Source organism: Virgibacillus byunsanensis, from assembly GCF_042675965.1.
GTDB classification, from domain to species: domain Bacteria; phylum Bacillota; class Bacilli; order Bacillales; family Amphibacillaceae; genus Virgibacillus_R; species Virgibacillus_R byunsanensis.
Map to the genome: position 1 here is coordinate 38,721 of NZ_JBHTKJ010000065.1, position 18,434 is coordinate 57,154.

Annotated in this window: 20 protein-coding genes and 1 riboswitch; of the genes, 1 reads left to right on the plus strand and 19 read right to left on the minus strand. The window is 39.2% G+C overall.

From position 1 onward, the window contains the following. Positions 1–12 precede the first annotated feature (12 nt). From ACFQ3N_RS17840 to ACFQ3N_RS17850, 3 genes are all read right to left on the minus strand, one after another. Entirely contained in the window at positions 13–621 is a 609-nt protein-coding gene (locus ACFQ3N_RS17840) for a class I SAM-dependent methyltransferase (protein WP_390364127.1), read from the minus strand. A gap of 5 nt (positions 622–626) precedes the next feature. Further along, the gene (locus tag ACFQ3N_RS17845) at positions 627–851 is read right to left on the minus strand and encodes an SHOCT domain-containing protein (protein WP_390364129.1); all 225 of its coding nucleotides are present in this window, start codon (positions 849–851) and stop codon (positions 627–629) included. Between the two features lie 122 nt (positions 852–973). Beyond that, positions 974–1,339 carry a YidH family protein gene (locus tag ACFQ3N_RS17850; protein ID WP_390364131.1) on the minus strand — a complete coding sequence of 122 codons (366 nt, stop codon included), beginning with the start codon at positions 1,337–1,339 and terminating at the stop codon, positions 974–976. Between the two features lie 314 nt (positions 1,340–1,653). Between ACFQ3N_RS17850 and ACFQ3N_RS17855 the strand changes: the two genes are divergently transcribed. Further along, positions 1,654–2,241 (plus strand): cell wall hydrolase, encoded by a 588-nt coding sequence (locus ACFQ3N_RS17855; RefSeq protein WP_390364133.1) that lies wholly within the window; start codon positions 1,654–1,656, stop codon positions 2,239–2,241. A 466-nt stretch (positions 2,242–2,707) separates the two neighbouring features. Here ACFQ3N_RS17855 and ACFQ3N_RS17860 read toward each other — a convergent pair whose 3' ends face one another. The 16 genes from ACFQ3N_RS17860 to ACFQ3N_RS17935 all read right to left on the minus strand — a co-directional run bounded on the left by ACFQ3N_RS17860 (position 2,708) and on the right by ACFQ3N_RS17935 (position 18,433). Continuing rightward, positions 2,708–2,881, minus strand: coding sequence for a hypothetical protein (locus ACFQ3N_RS17860; RefSeq protein ID WP_390364134.1), 174 nt, complete (start codon positions 2,879–2,881; stop codon positions 2,708–2,710). Positions 2,882–2,929: 48 nt separating this feature from the next. Further along, on the minus strand, positions 2,930–3,055 hold the full coding sequence (gene sda / locus ACFQ3N_RS17865; RefSeq protein WP_390364136.1) for a sporulation histidine kinase inhibitor Sda: 126 nt from the start codon (positions 3,053–3,055) through the stop codon (positions 2,930–2,932). A gap of 420 nt (positions 3,056–3,475) precedes the next feature. Then, on the minus strand, positions 3,476–5,233 hold the full coding sequence (ade, locus tag ACFQ3N_RS17870; RefSeq protein ID WP_390364138.1) for an adenine deaminase: 1,758 nt from the start codon (positions 5,231–5,233) through the stop codon (positions 3,476–3,478). 96 nt (positions 5,234–5,329) lie between these two features. Then, a complete protein-coding gene (locus ACFQ3N_RS17875) occupies positions 5,330–5,653 on the minus strand; it encodes an XdhC family protein (protein ID WP_390364140.1) in 324 nt (107 codons plus the stop codon). Continuing rightward, a complete protein-coding gene (locus ACFQ3N_RS17880) occupies positions 5,650–6,480 on the minus strand; it encodes an XdhC family protein (RefSeq protein ID WP_390364142.1) in 831 nt (276 codons plus the stop codon). Before ACFQ3N_RS17880 ends, ACFQ3N_RS17875 begins: the two co-directional genes overlap by 4 nt. A 9-nt stretch (positions 6,481–6,489) precedes the next feature. Next, positions 6,490–8,826, minus strand: coding sequence for a xanthine dehydrogenase family protein molybdopterin-binding subunit (locus ACFQ3N_RS17885; RefSeq protein ID WP_390364144.1), 2,337 nt, complete (start codon positions 8,824–8,826; stop codon positions 6,490–6,492). Further along, complete coding sequence (locus ACFQ3N_RS17890) at positions 8,823–9,701, minus strand: FAD binding domain-containing protein (protein ID WP_390364146.1); 879 nt, start codon at positions 9,699–9,701, stop codon at positions 8,823–8,825. The genes ACFQ3N_RS17885 and ACFQ3N_RS17890 overlap by 4 nt, the downstream gene beginning before the upstream one ends. Before the next feature lie 43 nt (positions 9,702–9,744). Further along, positions 9,745–10,332, minus strand: coding sequence for a nucleotidyltransferase family protein (locus ACFQ3N_RS17895; protein ID WP_390364148.1), 588 nt, complete (start codon positions 10,330–10,332; stop codon positions 9,745–9,747). Beyond that, positions 10,329–10,817, minus strand: coding sequence for a (2Fe-2S)-binding protein (locus ACFQ3N_RS17900; RefSeq protein ID WP_390364150.1), 489 nt, complete (start codon positions 10,815–10,817; stop codon positions 10,329–10,331). Before ACFQ3N_RS17900 ends, ACFQ3N_RS17895 begins: the two co-directional genes overlap by 4 nt. Before the next feature lie 51 nt (positions 10,818–10,868). Further along, a riboswitch (purine riboswitch) is annotated at positions 10,869–10,966 on the minus strand. A 104-nt stretch (positions 10,967–11,070) separates the two neighbouring features. Next, positions 11,071–12,411 (minus strand): 5'-deoxyadenosine deaminase, encoded by a 1,341-nt coding sequence (locus tag ACFQ3N_RS17905; protein ID WP_390364151.1) that lies wholly within the window; start codon positions 12,409–12,411, stop codon positions 11,071–11,073. Between the two features lie 712 nt (positions 12,412–13,123). After that, complete coding sequence (locus ACFQ3N_RS17910) at positions 13,124–14,248, minus strand: M20 family metallopeptidase (protein WP_390364153.1); 1,125 nt, start codon at positions 14,246–14,248, stop codon at positions 13,124–13,126. Beyond that, complete coding sequence (locus tag ACFQ3N_RS17915) at positions 14,249–14,863, minus strand: DUF1989 domain-containing protein (RefSeq protein WP_390364155.1); 615 nt, start codon at positions 14,861–14,863, stop codon at positions 14,249–14,251. A 24-nt stretch (positions 14,864–14,887) separates the two neighbouring features. Further along, complete coding sequence (locus ACFQ3N_RS17920) at positions 14,888–15,571, minus strand: cyclase family protein (protein ID WP_390364158.1); 684 nt, start codon at positions 15,569–15,571, stop codon at positions 14,888–14,890. Between the two features lie 11 nt (positions 15,572–15,582). Then, the gene (gene ade / locus ACFQ3N_RS17925; RefSeq protein ID WP_390364206.1) at positions 15,583–17,394 is read right to left on the minus strand and encodes an adenine deaminase; all 1,812 of its coding nucleotides are present in this window, start codon (positions 17,392–17,394) and stop codon (positions 15,583–15,585) included. 24 nt (positions 17,395–17,418) lie between these two features. Next, entirely contained in the window at positions 17,419–17,685 is a 267-nt protein-coding gene (locus ACFQ3N_RS17930) for a EutN/CcmL family microcompartment protein (protein WP_390364160.1), read from the minus strand. Between the two features lie 13 nt (positions 17,686–17,698). Further along, positions 17,699–18,433: a hypothetical protein gene (locus tag ACFQ3N_RS17935; protein ID WP_390364162.1), complete on the minus strand. Its 735-nt coding sequence runs from the start codon at positions 18,431–18,433 to the stop codon at positions 17,699–17,701. Between the last annotated feature and the right edge of the window lies 1 nt (position 18,434).

Below are 18,434 nucleotides of genomic sequence, written 5' to 3' on the forward strand. Positions count from 1 at the left end.
TTATGCAGAATTTTATTTATTTGGAGACAAAATCAACTTTCTCATGATAGATGTCATTAAATAGGTTTGCTCCTTAATCTTTAATCCTGCTTTTTCTATATTCTCGATTGTTTTACGATTAACATTTGCGCCCACCATTCTTACAGTAAGTGGATTCATTACATCAAGCAACTTACCAGCAATTGGATTCTCACTTCGCATATGCTCAAGCATTACTATCTTACCCTCAGGTTTTACCACACGGCGAATTTCTTTGAATCCCTCGACCGGATCTGGAACGGAACAAAAAACACACGTTGAAACGACAACATCAAATGTATTATCTAAAAAATCCATCTGTTGTGCATCCATTTCCCTTAATGCAATAGTGGCTTTTGCGTCTTCTATTTTCCCATATGCTTTTGCAAGCATTTTTGGACTAAAATCAATCCCGGTAACGTGTACGTTTGAAGGATAAAGGGGAAGGTTGGACCCTGTACCAACACCAACTTCTAGAATATCACCATGCAAATTTCCAAGTACCTCTTCACGCCAGGATGAACGGATCATATGATCCATTACATCGAAAATAGAAGCTATTCTATCATATCGTTTTCTAATAATGTCTGTATGACGATTCACCGTTATCAGCTCCTTTCATCTCGTTTTAGAGCAGACTTCAATTGTTCATATTCCGCCTCGCTTATCTCTCCCTTTGCTAACCGTTCTTTTAAGATCTGCATGGGTGTTCTCTTGCGACCACCACCATTGATGTAACTTGTAACAAGGTAAATTCCTAAAATTAATAATCCAACCCAAAATATAACCATCATCCACCAAAATGTACCATATCCATTCATCATGTGCATCATGGAACCACCTCCAATATTTATAGTATATCAATGAAATTTCGAGAAAATTTGCAAACTATAAGTGATTTATCAAAAATCATTTAAAAATCCGGTAAGATATTACTAGGTTTCTAGTAGAACTACTATTGTTTAATAACAAATAAGCTATAAATAGACACTAAAAATAAAACCAAGCAGATCACACACGTCATAAAAATAATTAATTTAAATGAAGAATGGAATGATTGGGTATTAATGTTGCGCCTATTACGGATATAAATGAGGGTTGAGAAGGAAATCGTTATAAGTCCAAATAAAAGTGTAAACAGACTAATTAGAACTATTAGCGAATTATTTACATGCTCATTCATTGGAGTATTAAAATGTAAAGTTGTTGCTAAAAATCCTATTCCTATAATAGCAAGAGCAGTCCTAACCCACGCTAAATAGGTTCTTTCGTTTGCTAAATGTTGTGTAACGTATTTGGATTCATCATTTTCATTTTTCATGTACAAGATCTCCCACTAGGTAACAACCATTTTCTATTTTTATTATTAATAGATGTCTTTGTGTATATACATTGGTTACCGTTTTATTCGATGTAATACTTCTGCAATATGCTGTTATAATCTTTCCTTTTTCCACTATTTAAGTCAATTTCTGTATATTATTGATAGCTGGCAAATATTCCCATAACGCAATGCATTACATGAATGATATGGGATACATAAGTTGGGAGCTTAATAGTTAATTTTTGCTAATGCTAAAATATATTACATTTAGTAGCCTTTAATAGAAAGCTATTTTACTAGGAGGTTAACTCATGAATAAAATCATACAATTAGTGTTAGCAGCTGCATTATCAATAAGTGTTCTAACTTTACCAACTAGTGCTGACGCTTCTTCATATAAAGTACAAAAAGGTGAATCATTCTGGTCTATATCTAATAAATTTGGAATATCTTTATCAAACTTGCAATTAGCTAATAATCGGACTGGTAGCCTTTTGTATGCGGGGGAAACATTAAACATTCCGAACTCTGTTTCATATAAGGACAAACAGCTGATGGCTAAGCTTGTCCACGCTGAAGCTAAAGGAGAGTCCTATGCAGGAAAGGTTGCTGTAGCAACAGTTGTATTAAATCGTGTAGATCACAATGAGTTCCCTAACACGGTAAATGGAGTTGTTTATGAACGTTCAGGTGGTCACTATGCATTCACACCTGTTCAAACAGGTTCTATTAACCAAGCACCAGGTGCAGAAGATATGCGAGCTGTCAATGAAGCTATTGCATTTAGAGGTCAAGGTTCAGGTTCTATCTATTTCTATAACCCTAAAACCGCAAAAAGTGATTGGATCTTCTCACGTGAAGTAACAGTAACAATTGGAAACCACCGTTTCGCAAAATAAAAATGCAAACAAAAAGTCGTGATTCCTTATATGAAAAGGATCACGACTTTTTTGGCTTCTACTAATAAAGTGCGGAAAGGACATAAAGATGTAATAGGATTTTCAATTTTACCACAGAAGTACCTCCACTCTATATGCCATCACTTTCATACCACTTGTTGCAACTTTGTTTCAGGCTGCATTGTCATAAACTTGTGATCATAAATTACTGTTTTTTGTAGTTGACGATTATATCTTTGGTACTGTTAATAAAGTTTTAATCTCTAAATAAACTATTAAATGCCTGCCTACAGTAAACAACTGTAGGCAGGCATTTTAACTTTCTAGAAAACTAGTTTTCGACCAACTAAAACTCTTTTAGTCCATATGAATCTCTTCCAGCATCTTTACTTCATAGAGTACTATATCTGCATTTTTCAACATCAAAAACGGCGTTCCTAGGAAAGATGCCATTGCGATACACATACTAGTTGTAAATCTCCTGAATAGTTTGATGAGTAAGTTCCGTACCCTCCATAGCAGAGCGATTTAAGAATTTATAAATATATTCCGATTCATTTTCTATTCTAATGACAAACACCATGTCACTAATTCCATTCATCACTATTTTGTCATATGTAAATTCATCTGACTTATACATGCTTATTCCCATACTTCTTTACTAACAGATTTCTTGTCAAAACGATAATTATTTTACTTCTATCCCTCTATTAAGTATTTCTTTTTTTAACAAGCTCAGGAAACTCTTGTCCAATTTCATTTCAATTGCTTCATTATAGGCGTTTGTTAACGCATCATCAGTTAAATATTGCATGTATTAAAACCTCGTTTCGCTATGGAATTGTCTTTTAGTTGAATTAAAAATGAAGTGATTATCTAGGGGGAGGCTGTTTCTTTCGATATACAACAAAGTAAACCAAGTCTTCCAACCATGTATTGGACATAATTTATTATTATATGTTCTTCCCAGGGTTAAAGAGTTTTAAACCTATCTTTAATTTCCTGTAATGAAAATAGAGTAAAAGTTGGTTAATTCTTTTACTCGACTCATTACGCATTATTCAAAGTTTCATTACTTTAGGTGGTTCACCTTTCTTATTCATCAAGCGAACTAATATCGGCTCGATTTCCAATACAATATAATCAGGATCTTCAGGTCCACTGAATTAACAAAATATATTTAATCTCCTACTATCAAAATGTCCTGAACATGATGATGTTCAGGACATTCCTTCTATCTTTTTTGAGCGTATGTTTCGCTAACCTTAACTGTAATATGCTGAAAAGACTGTACATTAAACAATCCAAGATCTGTTAGTTTTATTTCGGGTATCACAGGCAATGCCATAAACGATAACGTAATAAAAGGATTAAAGTCTCCTGTAAACCCAATCGACAGAAGAGCATCATTTAATGTATGTAAGCCCGCGTTTACAGTACGATAATCTTCATCAGAAATCAGTCCTGAAATTGGTAATGCGATTGATGCAACCACACTGCCTTTATCGACCACAACAACTCCACCGCTTATTTCTTTAATACCGTTTATAGCTGTAAGTAGATCGATATCATTTGTCCCTGCTGCTACGATATTGTGCGAGTCATGAGCGATAGTTGAGGCTATTGCTCCTGATTTCAGACCTAATCCCCGGAGTATCCCAAGTCCAATATTCCCCGTTTGGTTATGTCTTTCCACAACAGCCATTTTTAACAAATCTTTTTTTATGTTAGGTTGAAATAGACCGTTATTCACATCTACTCTTTCAACAATATGCTTGGTTACAATACTATTTGGCACAATAGATATAATATTAGCCATTTCGTTGGAAGAGTGTTCGATACGAAGATCATCTAGTATCATATCCTTCATTCGGATGCTGTTTACTAATTCTCTTGAAGGCTGAACTAAACTTTTATGTTCGGTAACACACTTTCCATTTCGAGCAACAGACTCCCCTTTTATAAAAACTTCCGCAATGTCAACGTTATCAAGGTTATCAAGCAATAGGAAATCAGCCTCATAACCTGGAGCAATAGCACCTTTATTTTTTAAACCAAAACATTCAGCAGCATTTATAGTAGCCATTTGAATCGCAGTTATCGAGTCAATCCCATGTTCAATGGTTAACCGAATGTTATGATCGATAGAGCCTTCCTCTATCAGGTCATCCAGATGTTTATCGTCGGTAACAAATAAACAACGTCGGGCATTTTTTTCATTTACTGCATGTAAGAGAGTTTGTAAATCCCGTGATGCAGAACCTTCACGCAGCATGAGATACATACCACGTTCTAGCCTATCTTTTGCTTGTTCAGCTGTTGTGCATTCATGATCACTATGGATACCCGCAGCCATATATACATTAATTCCATTTTGATCAACACCCGCTGCGTGACCATCAATCACCTTATTCTGGGCCATAGCATCAACCAATTTATCCAGCATAGCGTCATCTCCATGGAAGACTGCTGGATAATCCATTACTTCCCCAAGACTAACAACACGCTCATGTTCATATAAAGGAAGTATGTCTTTGGCAGATAGTACTGCTCCCGCATTTTCAAATGGAGTTGCTGGAACACAAGAAGGAATACCAAAATATACATGAAGTGGAATATTTTCTGATGCATCGATCATAAATCTCACCCCATCAATTCCACTCACATTGGCAATTTCATGCGGGTCAGCAACAATGGATGTTACACCATGAGGTACGACAACATTAGCAAACTCTGCTGGTGTAATCATTGCCGATTCAATATGAACATGTCCATCTATGAAACCTGGTGCAATGTATTTACCTTCAGCATCAATTATATTCTCACCTTCAAAGCTTCCAATTCCAGCAAAAACACCATCCACAATAGCAAGGTCTGCTTCGATTATTTCCTGGTTAAATACATCTATAATTTTCCCGTTTTTAATAACGGTATCTGCTGAGATCTTCTTGGCTGCAACGGCAATTCTTTTTTTCAATACCTTTTTGTCCATTAATTTCAACCTCCTTACAAGCAAGGACAACAATATTAGCCAAAATAAAAATTATTCTATTTTGTCGGCTAACCATGTAGTACACCTTGGCTTTGACTAGGTGCTTCGGATTGGTTCAATAAACACATCCATTATTCCACCACATATACCACCATCTTCATAAAACAGCCCTTCGGTTAAATCGACTTGATGCTGGATAGGAACTCCTTTTTCCATAACAGAATAGGATTTCTCAATAACTTCTCCTTCCCCACATCCTCCGCCAATTGTACCGAATATTTCACCACTAGGGTATACGATCATCTTAGCACCGGTTCTTCTCGGTGTGGATCCTTTTGTCCTAATAATAGTAGCAACTGCTGCACTACTACCGTTTTGATCAATAGCCATTACTTTCTTATAAAATTCAAGATTAGTCATTTTCTATTTCTCTCCCGAAATGTTAATTTAGAGTAACTTGAGATTTTCTCTTTCAGGGAATTTCCACTGGAAGCATTTTTCACTTTTAAAACTTCCGCCATTATACTGACAGCAATCTCAGCAGGAGTTTGCGCACCAATATCCAACCCTACAGGTGAATAAATATTCACAAAATTATGATCGGTGAATTCACTTTTCAGCTGCTCAAATACACCAGATATTCTTCGTCTACTACCTATCATTCCAATATAAGTGGTGCGTTCTTCAATACGCATCATTTCTTCTCGTTTTAATAATTCTTGTAAACTGACAACATCGAATTTGTGTCCGCGTGTTAAGAGTAGGATATAAGTTTGTGGTGTAATCCGAACATTTTTGAAAAAATCAATATAGGACGAGCAAACCACATGGTCTACATAAGGAAACCGTGAGTGGTTAGCGAATTCTTTCCGGTCGTCTATTACCGTTACGTAAAAATCTAACATTTTGCCAATCTCAGCAACGGGCTCTGATACATGACCCGCACCGGCCACAATTAAATGGGCTGGAGTTGGAAACACCTCCACATAGCATTCCATTTCTAAATCATTATATGAAAATCGAACCGTTTTTGTTTTATGCTGGTTTAATAAAGGTAAACATGCATCTATTAATCTGGACCTAAGCCCCTGTGATAAGTTGTTTTCATCATAAAGGTCAGCATTTTTTTGTAGGAGAAACGTTGTACCGATAAGCGTTTTCTCTGGATGATTTGTAATCGTAATAAGTGCCACTTCCTGGTGATTGTTTACAGCTTTTTCAAGTTGTTCCCATAATGGCTGACTCATCAATTGGCATCACCTCGAGGTAAGTTTTTGTTTTTTACTAGCTTGAATTGCTTGATAGATACGTTCTGGTGTTGCTGGCAGATGATTAATCCGTGCACCTGTTGCATCATATATAGCAGCCATAATAGCTGGTATAATAGGAATCATAACCACTTCTGCTATACCTTTTGCCCCAAACGGACCAGTTTCTTCATTGGACTCTACAGGAATCGTTTCAATAACAGGCGTTTCTCTAATTGTCGGAATAATATAATCGGTAAAATTTTTCGTTTTATGGTAGCCGCCTTCGATCAATACATCTTCGTATAATGTATAACCGATTCCCATCACAGCTCCACCCTCACTTTGACCTTCAAGACCCTGAGGATTCAAAACTTTGCCGACATCTGGTATGGCTACGACATTCAATACGTCCGTTTCTCCTGTTAACATGTCAACCTCAACCATCACAACATGTGTCATATAGCCATATAGATGATGAGGGGCTCCACCTGAATTTTTTAGTGCTTCCTTTTCTTTTGGTAAGTAAAAGTGTCCTTCCACACGAGTGGATTCATTTTGATCATAAAGGCTGTCATAGATTTGTTGGTACGTAAGGAACTGGCTTTCATCATCTACATTTATCAGTTTATTCTCAGCAAGTTCCACTTTACTTAATGATATATTTAATAGTTCAGCTGCTTGTTTAGTTAATAGATGGATCATGTTCGGAGCAGCAGTTGCGATCGCACGCCCACCTGTATACGTTGATCGTGACGCTGAGATCGTACCACTGTCAAGCGTCTCGGTTGTATCCCCTTGTATAACTACAATATTCTCAATACTGCAATTCAAGCATTCAGCAGCTACTTGGGCATAGACTGTTCCGTTTCCAGTACCAATTTCTTCAATAGCCATTCCAACTTTAAATCGCCCATCTTCTAAGAGTTCAATCGAAGCTGCACCATAATCAGGCGTACCAAGTCCCATACCAACACCATGATAGGAAGTAGCCACTGCAACACCGCGCTTTTTCCAGGGTTCACTTATTTGCGATTTGTACAGATCTCGATTCACCCACAGGTCGCACGCTTCTGCCTTCTCAAGTGTTTCGATCGTTCCAACGCTTGACTGCACAACATGACCCAGACTGGAGATATCGCCTTGACGATACGCATTCTTCTTTCTAATTTCGATCGGATCAAGACCCGTTTTCTCAGCCAACATATCAATATGTGTTTCGATACCAACACATACTTGGTTTACGCCAAATCCACGAAAAGCACCAGCAATTCCGTTATTGGTATAAACACAAAAACCTTCCATATCCACATTAGGAATCTTATATGGACCAGATGCGTGTTCAATGGCGAGCGCAATAACCGCACCACCAAGCGAGGCATATGCCCCAGTGTCGGCAACAGCGCGAACTTTATTAGCCACAAGTGTCCCGTCTTTTTTCGCCCCTGTTTTCACAGTTACCTTGAAAGGATGGCGTTTGATCCCAGCGATCACCGACTCTTCACGGCTTAAATGAAGCTTTATCGGTCTGCCGCCAGTATTTAACGCGAGTAAAGCGAGATAGATTTGAACGGTAATCTCATCTTTCCCACCAAAACCTCCACCATTTGGGCTTGAGTAAACATTAATTCGTTCTGGATTTAAAGCTAGAGACCTTGCTATTTGCAATTTATCCCTGTGACCATATTGAGCAGGACATTGAATGGTCAATGAGCCATCCGCTTCTAAAAATCCCCAACCACCTTCTGTTTCAATAAATGCATGCATTTGCCGGGGGGAATAATACGTGTTTTCAAAAATATAATCTGCTTCTTCAAATCCTTTATCTATATTGCCGTTTACAATCGTCACATGACTATGAATGTTGCCATCTGGATGAAGCTTGGGTGCACCTTGGATCATAGCGTTTTCTACATCAGTAACAGGTTTAAGCACGTCATAGTCTACCTCGATTAATGCAATTGCTTCTTCTGCCGCTTCAAGCGTTTCTGCTGCAACTAATGCGACTGCATCACCAGTGCATCTTACAACATTTTCACATAAGACGGGTTGATCAGGTGTAACAATCCCGAATCCATTAAATCCAGGAATATCCTTATGGGTTAACACACAAACAACTTCCGGATGTGCCTCGGCTTTTGATGTGTCAATCGCTTTTATTTCAGCATACGGGTATGTGGAACGGAGCACTTTACCCCACACCATATTTGGATAGTTGTAATCTGTCTTATATTTCTGTTCGCCAGTCACTTTTTCAGGACCATCGATCCGCTTAACGGACTTTCCAACCCATTTTAATTTCTGTTCACTCCCACGCTGTTGAACTTCCGCTAGTTGTTTACTCATCGTTCTTCCCACCTTTCTATTAAGCGGTATAACCCTCGTTCTAATAGGGAGCTTGCCATGCTGCGTCTATATTTAGCACTGGCTCGAACATCTGAAATTGGCATAACCTCTTTCCAGGCCGCACCTGCAATATCTTGAATGGCAACATCATCCAGCGGACCAAGTGTAAGCATTTTTTCACATTTTGCAGATCGGATGATGGTTGGGGCAACAGAGCCAAAGGCAATTTTACCGCTGAGGCATTCCCGTGGTTTCATACCCATTTTTAATGAAATGGCAACATTTACGATCGAAATAGACTGGGCTTTACGTGGGCCAAGTTTTTCAAAAATCCCGATTTCATTCTCTGTTTGCGGGACGATCCGAATAGCTGTAATCATTTCATCTTGTTTTTGCACGGTTTTACCTGGGCCAGTGAAAAATTCACGGATTGGAATGATTCTACTTTCATGTAGAGAGGATAGTTCAATTTTTGCATCTAGTACAAATAAAGCTGGAAGTGTATCTCCCGCTGGAGAGGCAGTACCAATGTTGCCTCCGATGGTCCCCATATTTTGCATTTGGATGGCACCAATTTCTTTTGCAGCTTCGACTAATACATCTGCTTTTTCTTGGAGAAGTTTTGACGTGGCAATATCGGTATGTGTTGTTAATGGTCCGATGTGAATTTCATTCATTTCTTCCCGAATATAACGTAATGTTTTAAGGTGTTTAATATTTATCCATACAGAAGGACGCAGGATACCATCTTTCATTCGCACAACAGCATCCGTTCCACCTGCGATAAAACGATATGTTTTATCTTGATCACCTAGAAGAAACAAACACGCTTCAACAGATTTCGGTGAAACCATATCGATAGCAGAAACTCTCATGATTTGCCCCCTTACCAATTAATTTTTATTCACAAACAGCGAGCTAATTCTTATGGAAATAATCATTCGGTTCATTCAAGTTTAGTAAAATAGCAGGGTCACGAACGTCCAAGTAGGAAATTTCGTCATGATACGTTTGAATCACCTTTCGAAGTCCTTTAGATTGTTCATTTACAGTTAACAACTCTTCTTTTAAGTTTCCTTGAAATAAAATAGGATGTCCCCGTTTCCCTTGATAAGATGGAATGACAATGGAAGGTTGATCGATTCGAAAGTGTTCTACCATTTTCTGAAGGATAAAACTTGGAACAGGTTGGTCAACGGCCAAAATGAAAATACCTGATGGGTTATCCGTCATACAAGATACACCTTTTTTAATGGACGAACTTTTCCCATCTCGATAGTGTTCGTTAAACACTGATTTGACATCGTACGGCGATATCACTTGAGCCAATTCATCTGCTTTATGCCCAAGTACCATGATAATTTCTACAATACCAGCATTCTTCAATTGTTCCATTTGATACTGAATGAGTGGTATTCCTTGCCATGGAAGTAAAGCTTTTAATGTCCCCATCCGACTGGAAAAACCAGCAGCTAATACTATTGCCGATATATGTTCCTTGCTCAATTGGTTTTTCCTTCCGGTGCAAGTTGTCTTTCAGCAGCTGTTTGTACGGCTTTTATAATTTTAGTGTAGCCAGTACAACGACACAGGTTACCTCCTAGCACCGTCTTTACCTCATCAACGGTAGGAACATAATTTATGCCGTTTAAAAATGATCGAGCATTAACGATAAAACCAGGTGTACAATATCCGCACTGGGTTGCACCTTCATCTGAAAATGCTTGTTGAACAACATCCATATTCGTTGTCACCCCAATACCTTCGACCGTAATGATGTTTTCATTTTCAACTTGCCCAATTAATACAAGACAAGAACAAATGGAATACCCATCAATAAGCACCGTGCATGAACCACATTCACCTTTCCCACAACATTCTTTACTACCTGTTAAATCAAATTCATCACGTAATACATCCAACAACGTTTTTGTTGGTGGGCATGTAACAGATACTTCTTCACCATTCACCTTAAAGTAAATCGTTTTCAACTGATCAACCCCTTCATTATATTAAAAAAAGCTACAAAAAGGAGCCTTCACATGTGGAAGACGCCTTTTCGTAGCTAAGGTTTACGGTTCCCTGTAGAAACCCCTACACCAAGTAATAGGGTTATACGAAAATGGTCATTTAAACATTCACGACAAACACTTCATGTTTGTATATGTTGTATTAAATTATATCCACATGTTCATTTTTGTCAATACTGAATTTTCAAAACTATTAAAAAACAAGTATCTACTATTAAATATTTACGATGGATGGAACACGTTTTAGGAGTCTTTTAATAGATTTGTTCGCTTCATGTAAGACAATATCCTTGTTTACTGTTTTTACGTTGCCATTTTCCATGACTACCTTGCCATTTATAATCGTTGTATCAACATCAGCTCTTGTTGCAGAGTAAACAATTCTTGATATAGGATCTATTTCAAAGGAAGGATACGTGTGAAAGTTGTTTAAATCCAATATCGCTAAGTCAGCCTTTTTTCCAACTTCAATACTACCAATTTCATGATCTAGCCCCACAGCTTTTGCACCACCAATAGTAGCCATCCGGAATACCGTCCTTGCATTCATGGCAGTTGGTCCATGTATCGGTTTTTGAACTAAAGATGCCAACCTCATCTCATTAAACATATCAAGGTTATTGTTACAAGGTGCTCCATCTGCACCCAAACTGACATTAGCCTCAATTTCCAATAAATCCGGTACATCAGCAATACCTGATGCTAATTTTAAGTTAGAACCAGGACAATGACTCATCTTAATACCACGCTCTTTAATGATGCGTTTCTCCTCATCATCAAGCCACACACAATGAGCCAGGATAAGATTTTCGTTAGCCAAACCTATTCGATCGAGATACACAACATTTCTCATACCTCTTTGCATCTCAACAATCTTTATTTCTCCCTTGTTCTCCGAGGCATGGGTATGTACTTTGACCTGAAAGTGCTTCGATAGATCTCGTACTTCTGTTAACAACTCTTCTGTACACGAAACAACAAAACGTGGACAAAAGGCATATTGAATGCGACCATTATCATATTGGTGCCACTTTTCAAGGAGATCAACACTTTTCTGTATCGATCTCGTCGTATCTTCCCGTAGTAAATCAGGTACATCGTCTCCCATGTCCATCATCACTTTTCCGGCAAGACAGCGAATACCACTTTCAGCCATTGCCTGAAGTGCGGCATCGGTATGATTCACCGTCTCCATATCCACGATGGTCGTAGTTCCACTCTGCAATAATTCCCCTAGGCCTAACATAGCAGAATAATAACTGGACTCCTCGTCATGGGATGCTTCTAATGGCCAAATCTTTTTCTGCAACCAATCCATAAGCTCCAGGTCATCAGCCTGACCACGAAACAGCGTTTGACATAAATGCAAATGTGTTTGGATAAAACCAGGTATAATTGTTTTATTCCTTGCATCGATCACTTGATCTGCTGCGATTCCTAAATCTCCACCAACTTTTGTAATTCTGTCATTCTCGATGTAAATGTCTCCATGAATAATTTCTTCACGTGCATTCATCGTTATGATTTGGGCATTTTTTATTAATATAGTAGACATTCCATTCCCCCCCCTTGAATTTGGGAAATATATATATAACAGAAGCACTAACCAGGATCTTTTAATAAAATTTGTTTGATATTGATGTAGACTGCGACGTAACTTGATGTGACGGTTAACCTACCGCTACGGAAATACACTTCGCTTTCACCCATCCGGGTACAAGTGCGACATCTGCTTCGTTTCACTACGCAGTGTCTTCTACCCGTGGGCGGCTGATGAGCCTCCTCGAGCTAACGCTCTCTGGTGTCTCAGGCTAGGCCTCTGCTCCCACAGGATAAGGAAAGCTACGTAGATAGACATCGCACGCAGAAAATCGGTTTGTATTTTCAAGGAGTCTACGTGTATTTCCTCCGCTGTTATTTCCCTTACTGTCGTGGGACTGTATTAGTATTAATAAAACCTCTTACCAGTCAGGGTGAGCGGAGGGCGGTGACTCCTGCGGGAACAGCACGTGTCCGAAGACCCCGCAGAGTGGTTTTCTCGAGGAGGCTGAGGCCGTGCCCGCGGAAAGCATCCGCCCGTAGCGACCCCAGACGGCGGCAATAGCACGCGTTCTTAGAAAAAAGCCTAAAGTTATGTCGCAATTTATATCAACTACTAATTAGGGTTCAACACAAAGAAAAAACAATCTTTTAGAAAACAGCTTATAGATTTATATAGTTCGCTAATATATGTTCATCCTTTACTATTTTATGCTTGAACAAATCGGTTATGAAGTAAATGCGATCGCTAACTTCTTATAGAATTCGATGGAACGTAAATAAGCATGTACATCAACATATTCATTGGGTTGATGAGCAAGTTTTTCGTCACCCGGACCATAAATTAAAGTTGGGATTTTGCTATCAGGATTCAGGACAGCACCATCTGTATAATAGGACACACCGTAAACGGAGTCCTGATTTTTTATTTCTAAAGCTGTCGTAATAATGTGACTGGATTTTTCCGTTAAGATAGATGGTCGATCTAGTAATATATCTACGAAGTAATCAGGAGCATTTTCCGCTGAAAATAATTCATTCAAATTTTGATTTATTTCCATGATTAACTCTTCATGTGATTGAGGTGGGATAGATCTAATATCCACATGTAAACTGCACCGATCTGGAATAACATTCGTTTGCACCCCGCCATTTAGCTTGGTAATAGCCAGACTACTTTCGCCTAAAGGAACAGCAGAAATTTTCCATTTCGTTTTTAAGGATTCGATCATCTCCATAACCTTCTGCATCCACTCCACAGCATTAATTCCCATCTCAGGCATCGAGCCGTGTGCTGTTTTACCCACCGTAATAATTTCAAGCCATAGTGCGCCCTTATGACCCACCACTACTTTCTCATTGGTAGGTTCACCAATTACCAACGCCTTCACATCATCATCTAAATGCTGTTCCTGCAAATACTTTCTAGCACCACAGCTATCCACTTCTTCACCTGCAGTAGCGAGGAAAACAATATCCATCGGTAGACGTTTCTGTTCGTTAAACAATGATTCCACTGCAAGAAACATCGCACAAAGACCGCTTTTCATGTCTGATGCACCGCGCCCGTACAGTTGATCACCAGCTATTTCACCAGAAAACGGGGGGAATTTCCATGGTTGCTCCCCAGGCAAAACGGTATCCATATGACCACAAAATATGAATCTTCCGTCCCCTTCTCCCTCTATACGAATCTCAAAATTACTTCGGTTCGCACCAACTTCTGATATCGTATACGGTATACCTGACTGGTCACATCTTTCAGCAAGCAGTCTAGCAATATCATTCTCGTTTCCTGGAGGATTGGAACTATCAATCTGAATCATCCGCTGTAAAAAACGAATAGCATCCATTTAGCTCCCCTCCATGATCTGCATTTTTAATGACGTTACTTTCCATCCATTAACAGAGGCCATATCCTGTGAACAGGTTGAGCATGCAATAACTACCTCTTCGGTTGCCTTTAAGCGTACAAAATCACCAGGCTTGGATAATGGTTCATGAATCTCATAATCTCCTGAATCGTTCAGTACGTTATTCATGAAAAAGTTGATCGGATCTGGAACCGGTTCCTTGCCCAGTCCATACTTTTCCAAAGCGTTTTTTAAATTATCGTGGCAGTTCGGATGATTCTCTGAGTCAAAGTCCACTTTGTAGCGATAGTAATCACATGCTGGAAAAAAGAAATCGTGTTTTCCAACGGTATCACCAACAAACGTCATCAATGGTCTACGTCTATTGCTGTATAACGCATCACCAATTTTTAACCGGATACTGCTAAGGGATGCTCTCATATGGACAGGCGATACGAATTCTGTTGGGTCATTCTTGTTAAAACATACAAAGTCACCAACCTGTTTGCCGTCAACGTCAATAATAACAAGCTCATCACCAGGCTTTAACAAAGCACTTCTTCCTTCATACGGTGGGATTAAAATCTCTTCTTTTATTCTCTCTGTATAGGCCACATCTAACACTCCTCTCTTGCCGCTTTAATCAATAAACACAGCGACCGCTCTAATTGGAGACCCTGTACCTTTTCTGATTTTGAGTGGTAAGCCAAAATAGAGAAAACGTTTCCCAGCAACTTCGTTTAAATTAGCTAGATTCTCTGTATTTGACATCCCATACTCCCTGCACACAAGATGCCCTGAAAATTTAGTGTCATTCGGATTATCAATTGCAGGAGCATCGATTCCTATATTGACTACACCTCTTTCAGCAAGCCATTTAGCTCCCTCATAATCAAGACCTGTATACCGTGTTAGCCATTCATCTGTTCCATACTTGCGGTTATAATGACCCGTATATAATAAAACGATATCGCCTTTTTCAAGCACCTGCTGTGATTTTTGTAATGCCTTTTCTAATTCGTGAGGTGTAATGTAATCCTCAGGTGAGATATGCGACAGATCCAGGCATACTGCCGGTCCATAAAAATAATCCAGAGGCATTTCATTGATGTATTTTCCGTTTGGGTCGTATTCATAAGTAGCATCGGTATGTGTTGGTCCATGCTCGTTAATAAGGAGATTGTTCGTTGCAAACTCAAATCCTATTTTCTCCTTACTTTCTTCATGCGTTACATTCGGGAATATCAATGTAGGCTGATGTAATGGAAAAACAGGCATACCTTGATATATTTCCTGTGAAAGATCAACTAATTTGACTGCCATGATTTACCTCCTTATTCAACAACAGGGGCAAGGATTTCAAATTTATCGGCATCGATTAACCCCATATCGGTAATTTTCCATTCAGGACTGGTAACAAGTGACCAGAAGGAAAGATGCATAAATGGCACATGAATACCACATCCTAGTTCACTTTCTGCCAATCTTGAGAGTTCTGCAATCTTTTCACTTACTTCCCTGCCGTTTAGTTCATCCGTAATCAAACCACCTACTCTTAGGGGTAGATCGCCAACCACTTTACCATCTTTAATCATGGCAATACCGCCATCCATGGATATTACTCTGTTAACAGCGGTTACCATGTCTTCATAATTCGTTCCGGTAACAATGATATTATGCGTGTCATGTGCTACACTCTCCGCAATCGCACCACTTTGCAGTTTAAACCCATTTAAGAAGGCCTTTCCTATGTTCCCTGTCCTTCCGTGTCTTTCGACGACAACAAGTGGTAACACATCCTGTTGTAAGCACGGCTGAACAACCCCATTGGATACATTCATCTTAAATTCCTTAGCACCTGTCAGGTTTTGGTCTGGAATAGCAACGACAGCTCGCACCTTTGCACGACTTCCCTTTGCCTGGATGTGAAGATTCTCTACGTTTACAGGATCTCTTTTGACCGATTTTTTCACACTCTCTGGATACGTGTATGACCCAAGATTAATGGTCAGTTCCCCTTTTTCTGCAGCTAAACTTCCATTAAGATACACTTGATCAATTGTCATTTCATTCAAATCGCTGATCACCGCAATATTAGCTCGCTTACCAGGAGCCAATATGCCAACGTCTTTAAATCCGAAATGAGTAGCAGGATTAATGGTTGCCATTTGAATGGCCTCAACAGGATCTACCCCTTGAGCAATTGTCCGTTTGACAATATCATTCATATGACCGTCCTTTAGTAAGTCCTCTGGCACCATATCATCCGATACAAGCATGGCTCGCCGTGAATCCAGTCCTTCTTCTGTTATCGCGCGGATACATGCTGCCATATTTCGTTGTGATGAACCCTCCCGCATAAACACACTTACACCATATCGGAGCTTCTCTACCATTTCTTCTTTTGTCGTTGTTTCATGACAGGAAACATGGGTGCCACCACTTATGATATGTGCGGCCAATTCTTTACTAAATAGTCCAGGTGCATTACCTTCTACGGTTTTCCCTATACTTTTCGCGTATGATACGGCTGCGACAAGATCATCTATTAGTTCTGGGGCATTTTCATAAACGGGATGAATATTACTGAAACTTTGAATCTCACCAATTCCTTGGACATAAGGGTCATTTAACAGCTCTTCCATATGTTTGGAATTCACATCAAACCCCGGTGTTTCAAGTCCTGGTGCATCAGGTACGGCACAAGGAACCGTAAAATAAACCTGATTGGGTAATGTTTTAACTTCTTTTATCATTTCCTGCATCCCTTGAACTCCCAAGACGTTTCCTATTTCATGCGGGTCACCAATTAAGGTTGTGGTTCCAGTTGGAATGGATAACCTGGAAAATTCCGTACACGTTAGCATCGAGCTTTCAAAATGCATATGAGAATCAATAAATCCCGGTGAAATAAACCTTCCTTTTACGTCTTCCACCTTTGTTTTACTGCCTATTAACTCGCTAACATCACCAACCATTAGAATATATTCGCCTTTGATTGCAACATCAGCTTCATAAATTTCTCGTGTTACCGTATTGATGATGTAGCCTCCCTTAAGCACAAGGTCGGCAAATTGATTCGAATCAAGCAACACATCAATAAGTTTTCTCCACTGAATTGCTTCTTTAATGTTTTCAGCCTGCATCACTTCTTTGTCACCCTTTCACAACTAGCAATCTAAATTATCAATAATACCCACAATTGCTGCATCTATTGGGGCATCTTTGTTTTTGACAGCACGAGATGCCATGCTTCCTCTGACAAAAAATACTTGTTCACCAACACCCGCACCAACGGTATCTACTGTAATAATAGGTACAGAAGTAAGGGGATTGCCATCTATACCGATCGATTGAGTGATCAATAACTTGGTACCAACTAAATTTTCATCTTTTCTAGTTGCTGTAACTCGTCCGACTACGATTCCCATTTCCATACTAGCTTCCGCCTCATTTCTCACCAATTTCAATATTATGTTCTCTAGCAATATCTCGTGCTAATGGTGTTATAATGGTTCCCTGTTCCCATTCAATGGATCGACGTCCGATTTTTGCCTGTTTTTTCATGTCATCCGCGGTAATAACTTGTCTCTTTTCTTGATGAAAGTCTGTTATAAAATGATTTACAACCTCATCAGCATGATCGATTAAGTGAACACCGAATCCTCTGATTTGCTGTAATTGTTTCTTCATTTGATGCTTTAATAATGGGGTACCATGGTTCATCTTTACATCCTGCCAGATGGAATGGTATGGGTTAGCACCGGCTGAGAAGGCACTTACTTTTTTGCCTTTCATCAATGCACCCATCACCATCCGAATAGAAGACCGTGTATCATTGAAGTTCAGCAAATCGGATACGGTTGAAAACGGCAAAATGGGGATATAAACATGATCTACCTGTTGCTTTTGATTTTCAAAATCATTCAAGGAAATCCAGTCATCAATTCCAGCTCTTCTAGCAAGATCGGTCACACGATAATGGTCAAGAATCCGTTCATCAGGTATGATCCGGACTCTTATTCCATGTTCATGTAACGCTTTTAAACTTTGTAAACCTTCTTCCATTCCGCCCATATGATAGAATAGTAGAGCATACACTGTCTTTTGGTGTGCTGTTTTGTTTCGGAGCAAAAGTTCCCGCAAAGTTGCATCTACCACTGAACTTTGCTGGTTAACTTGCACG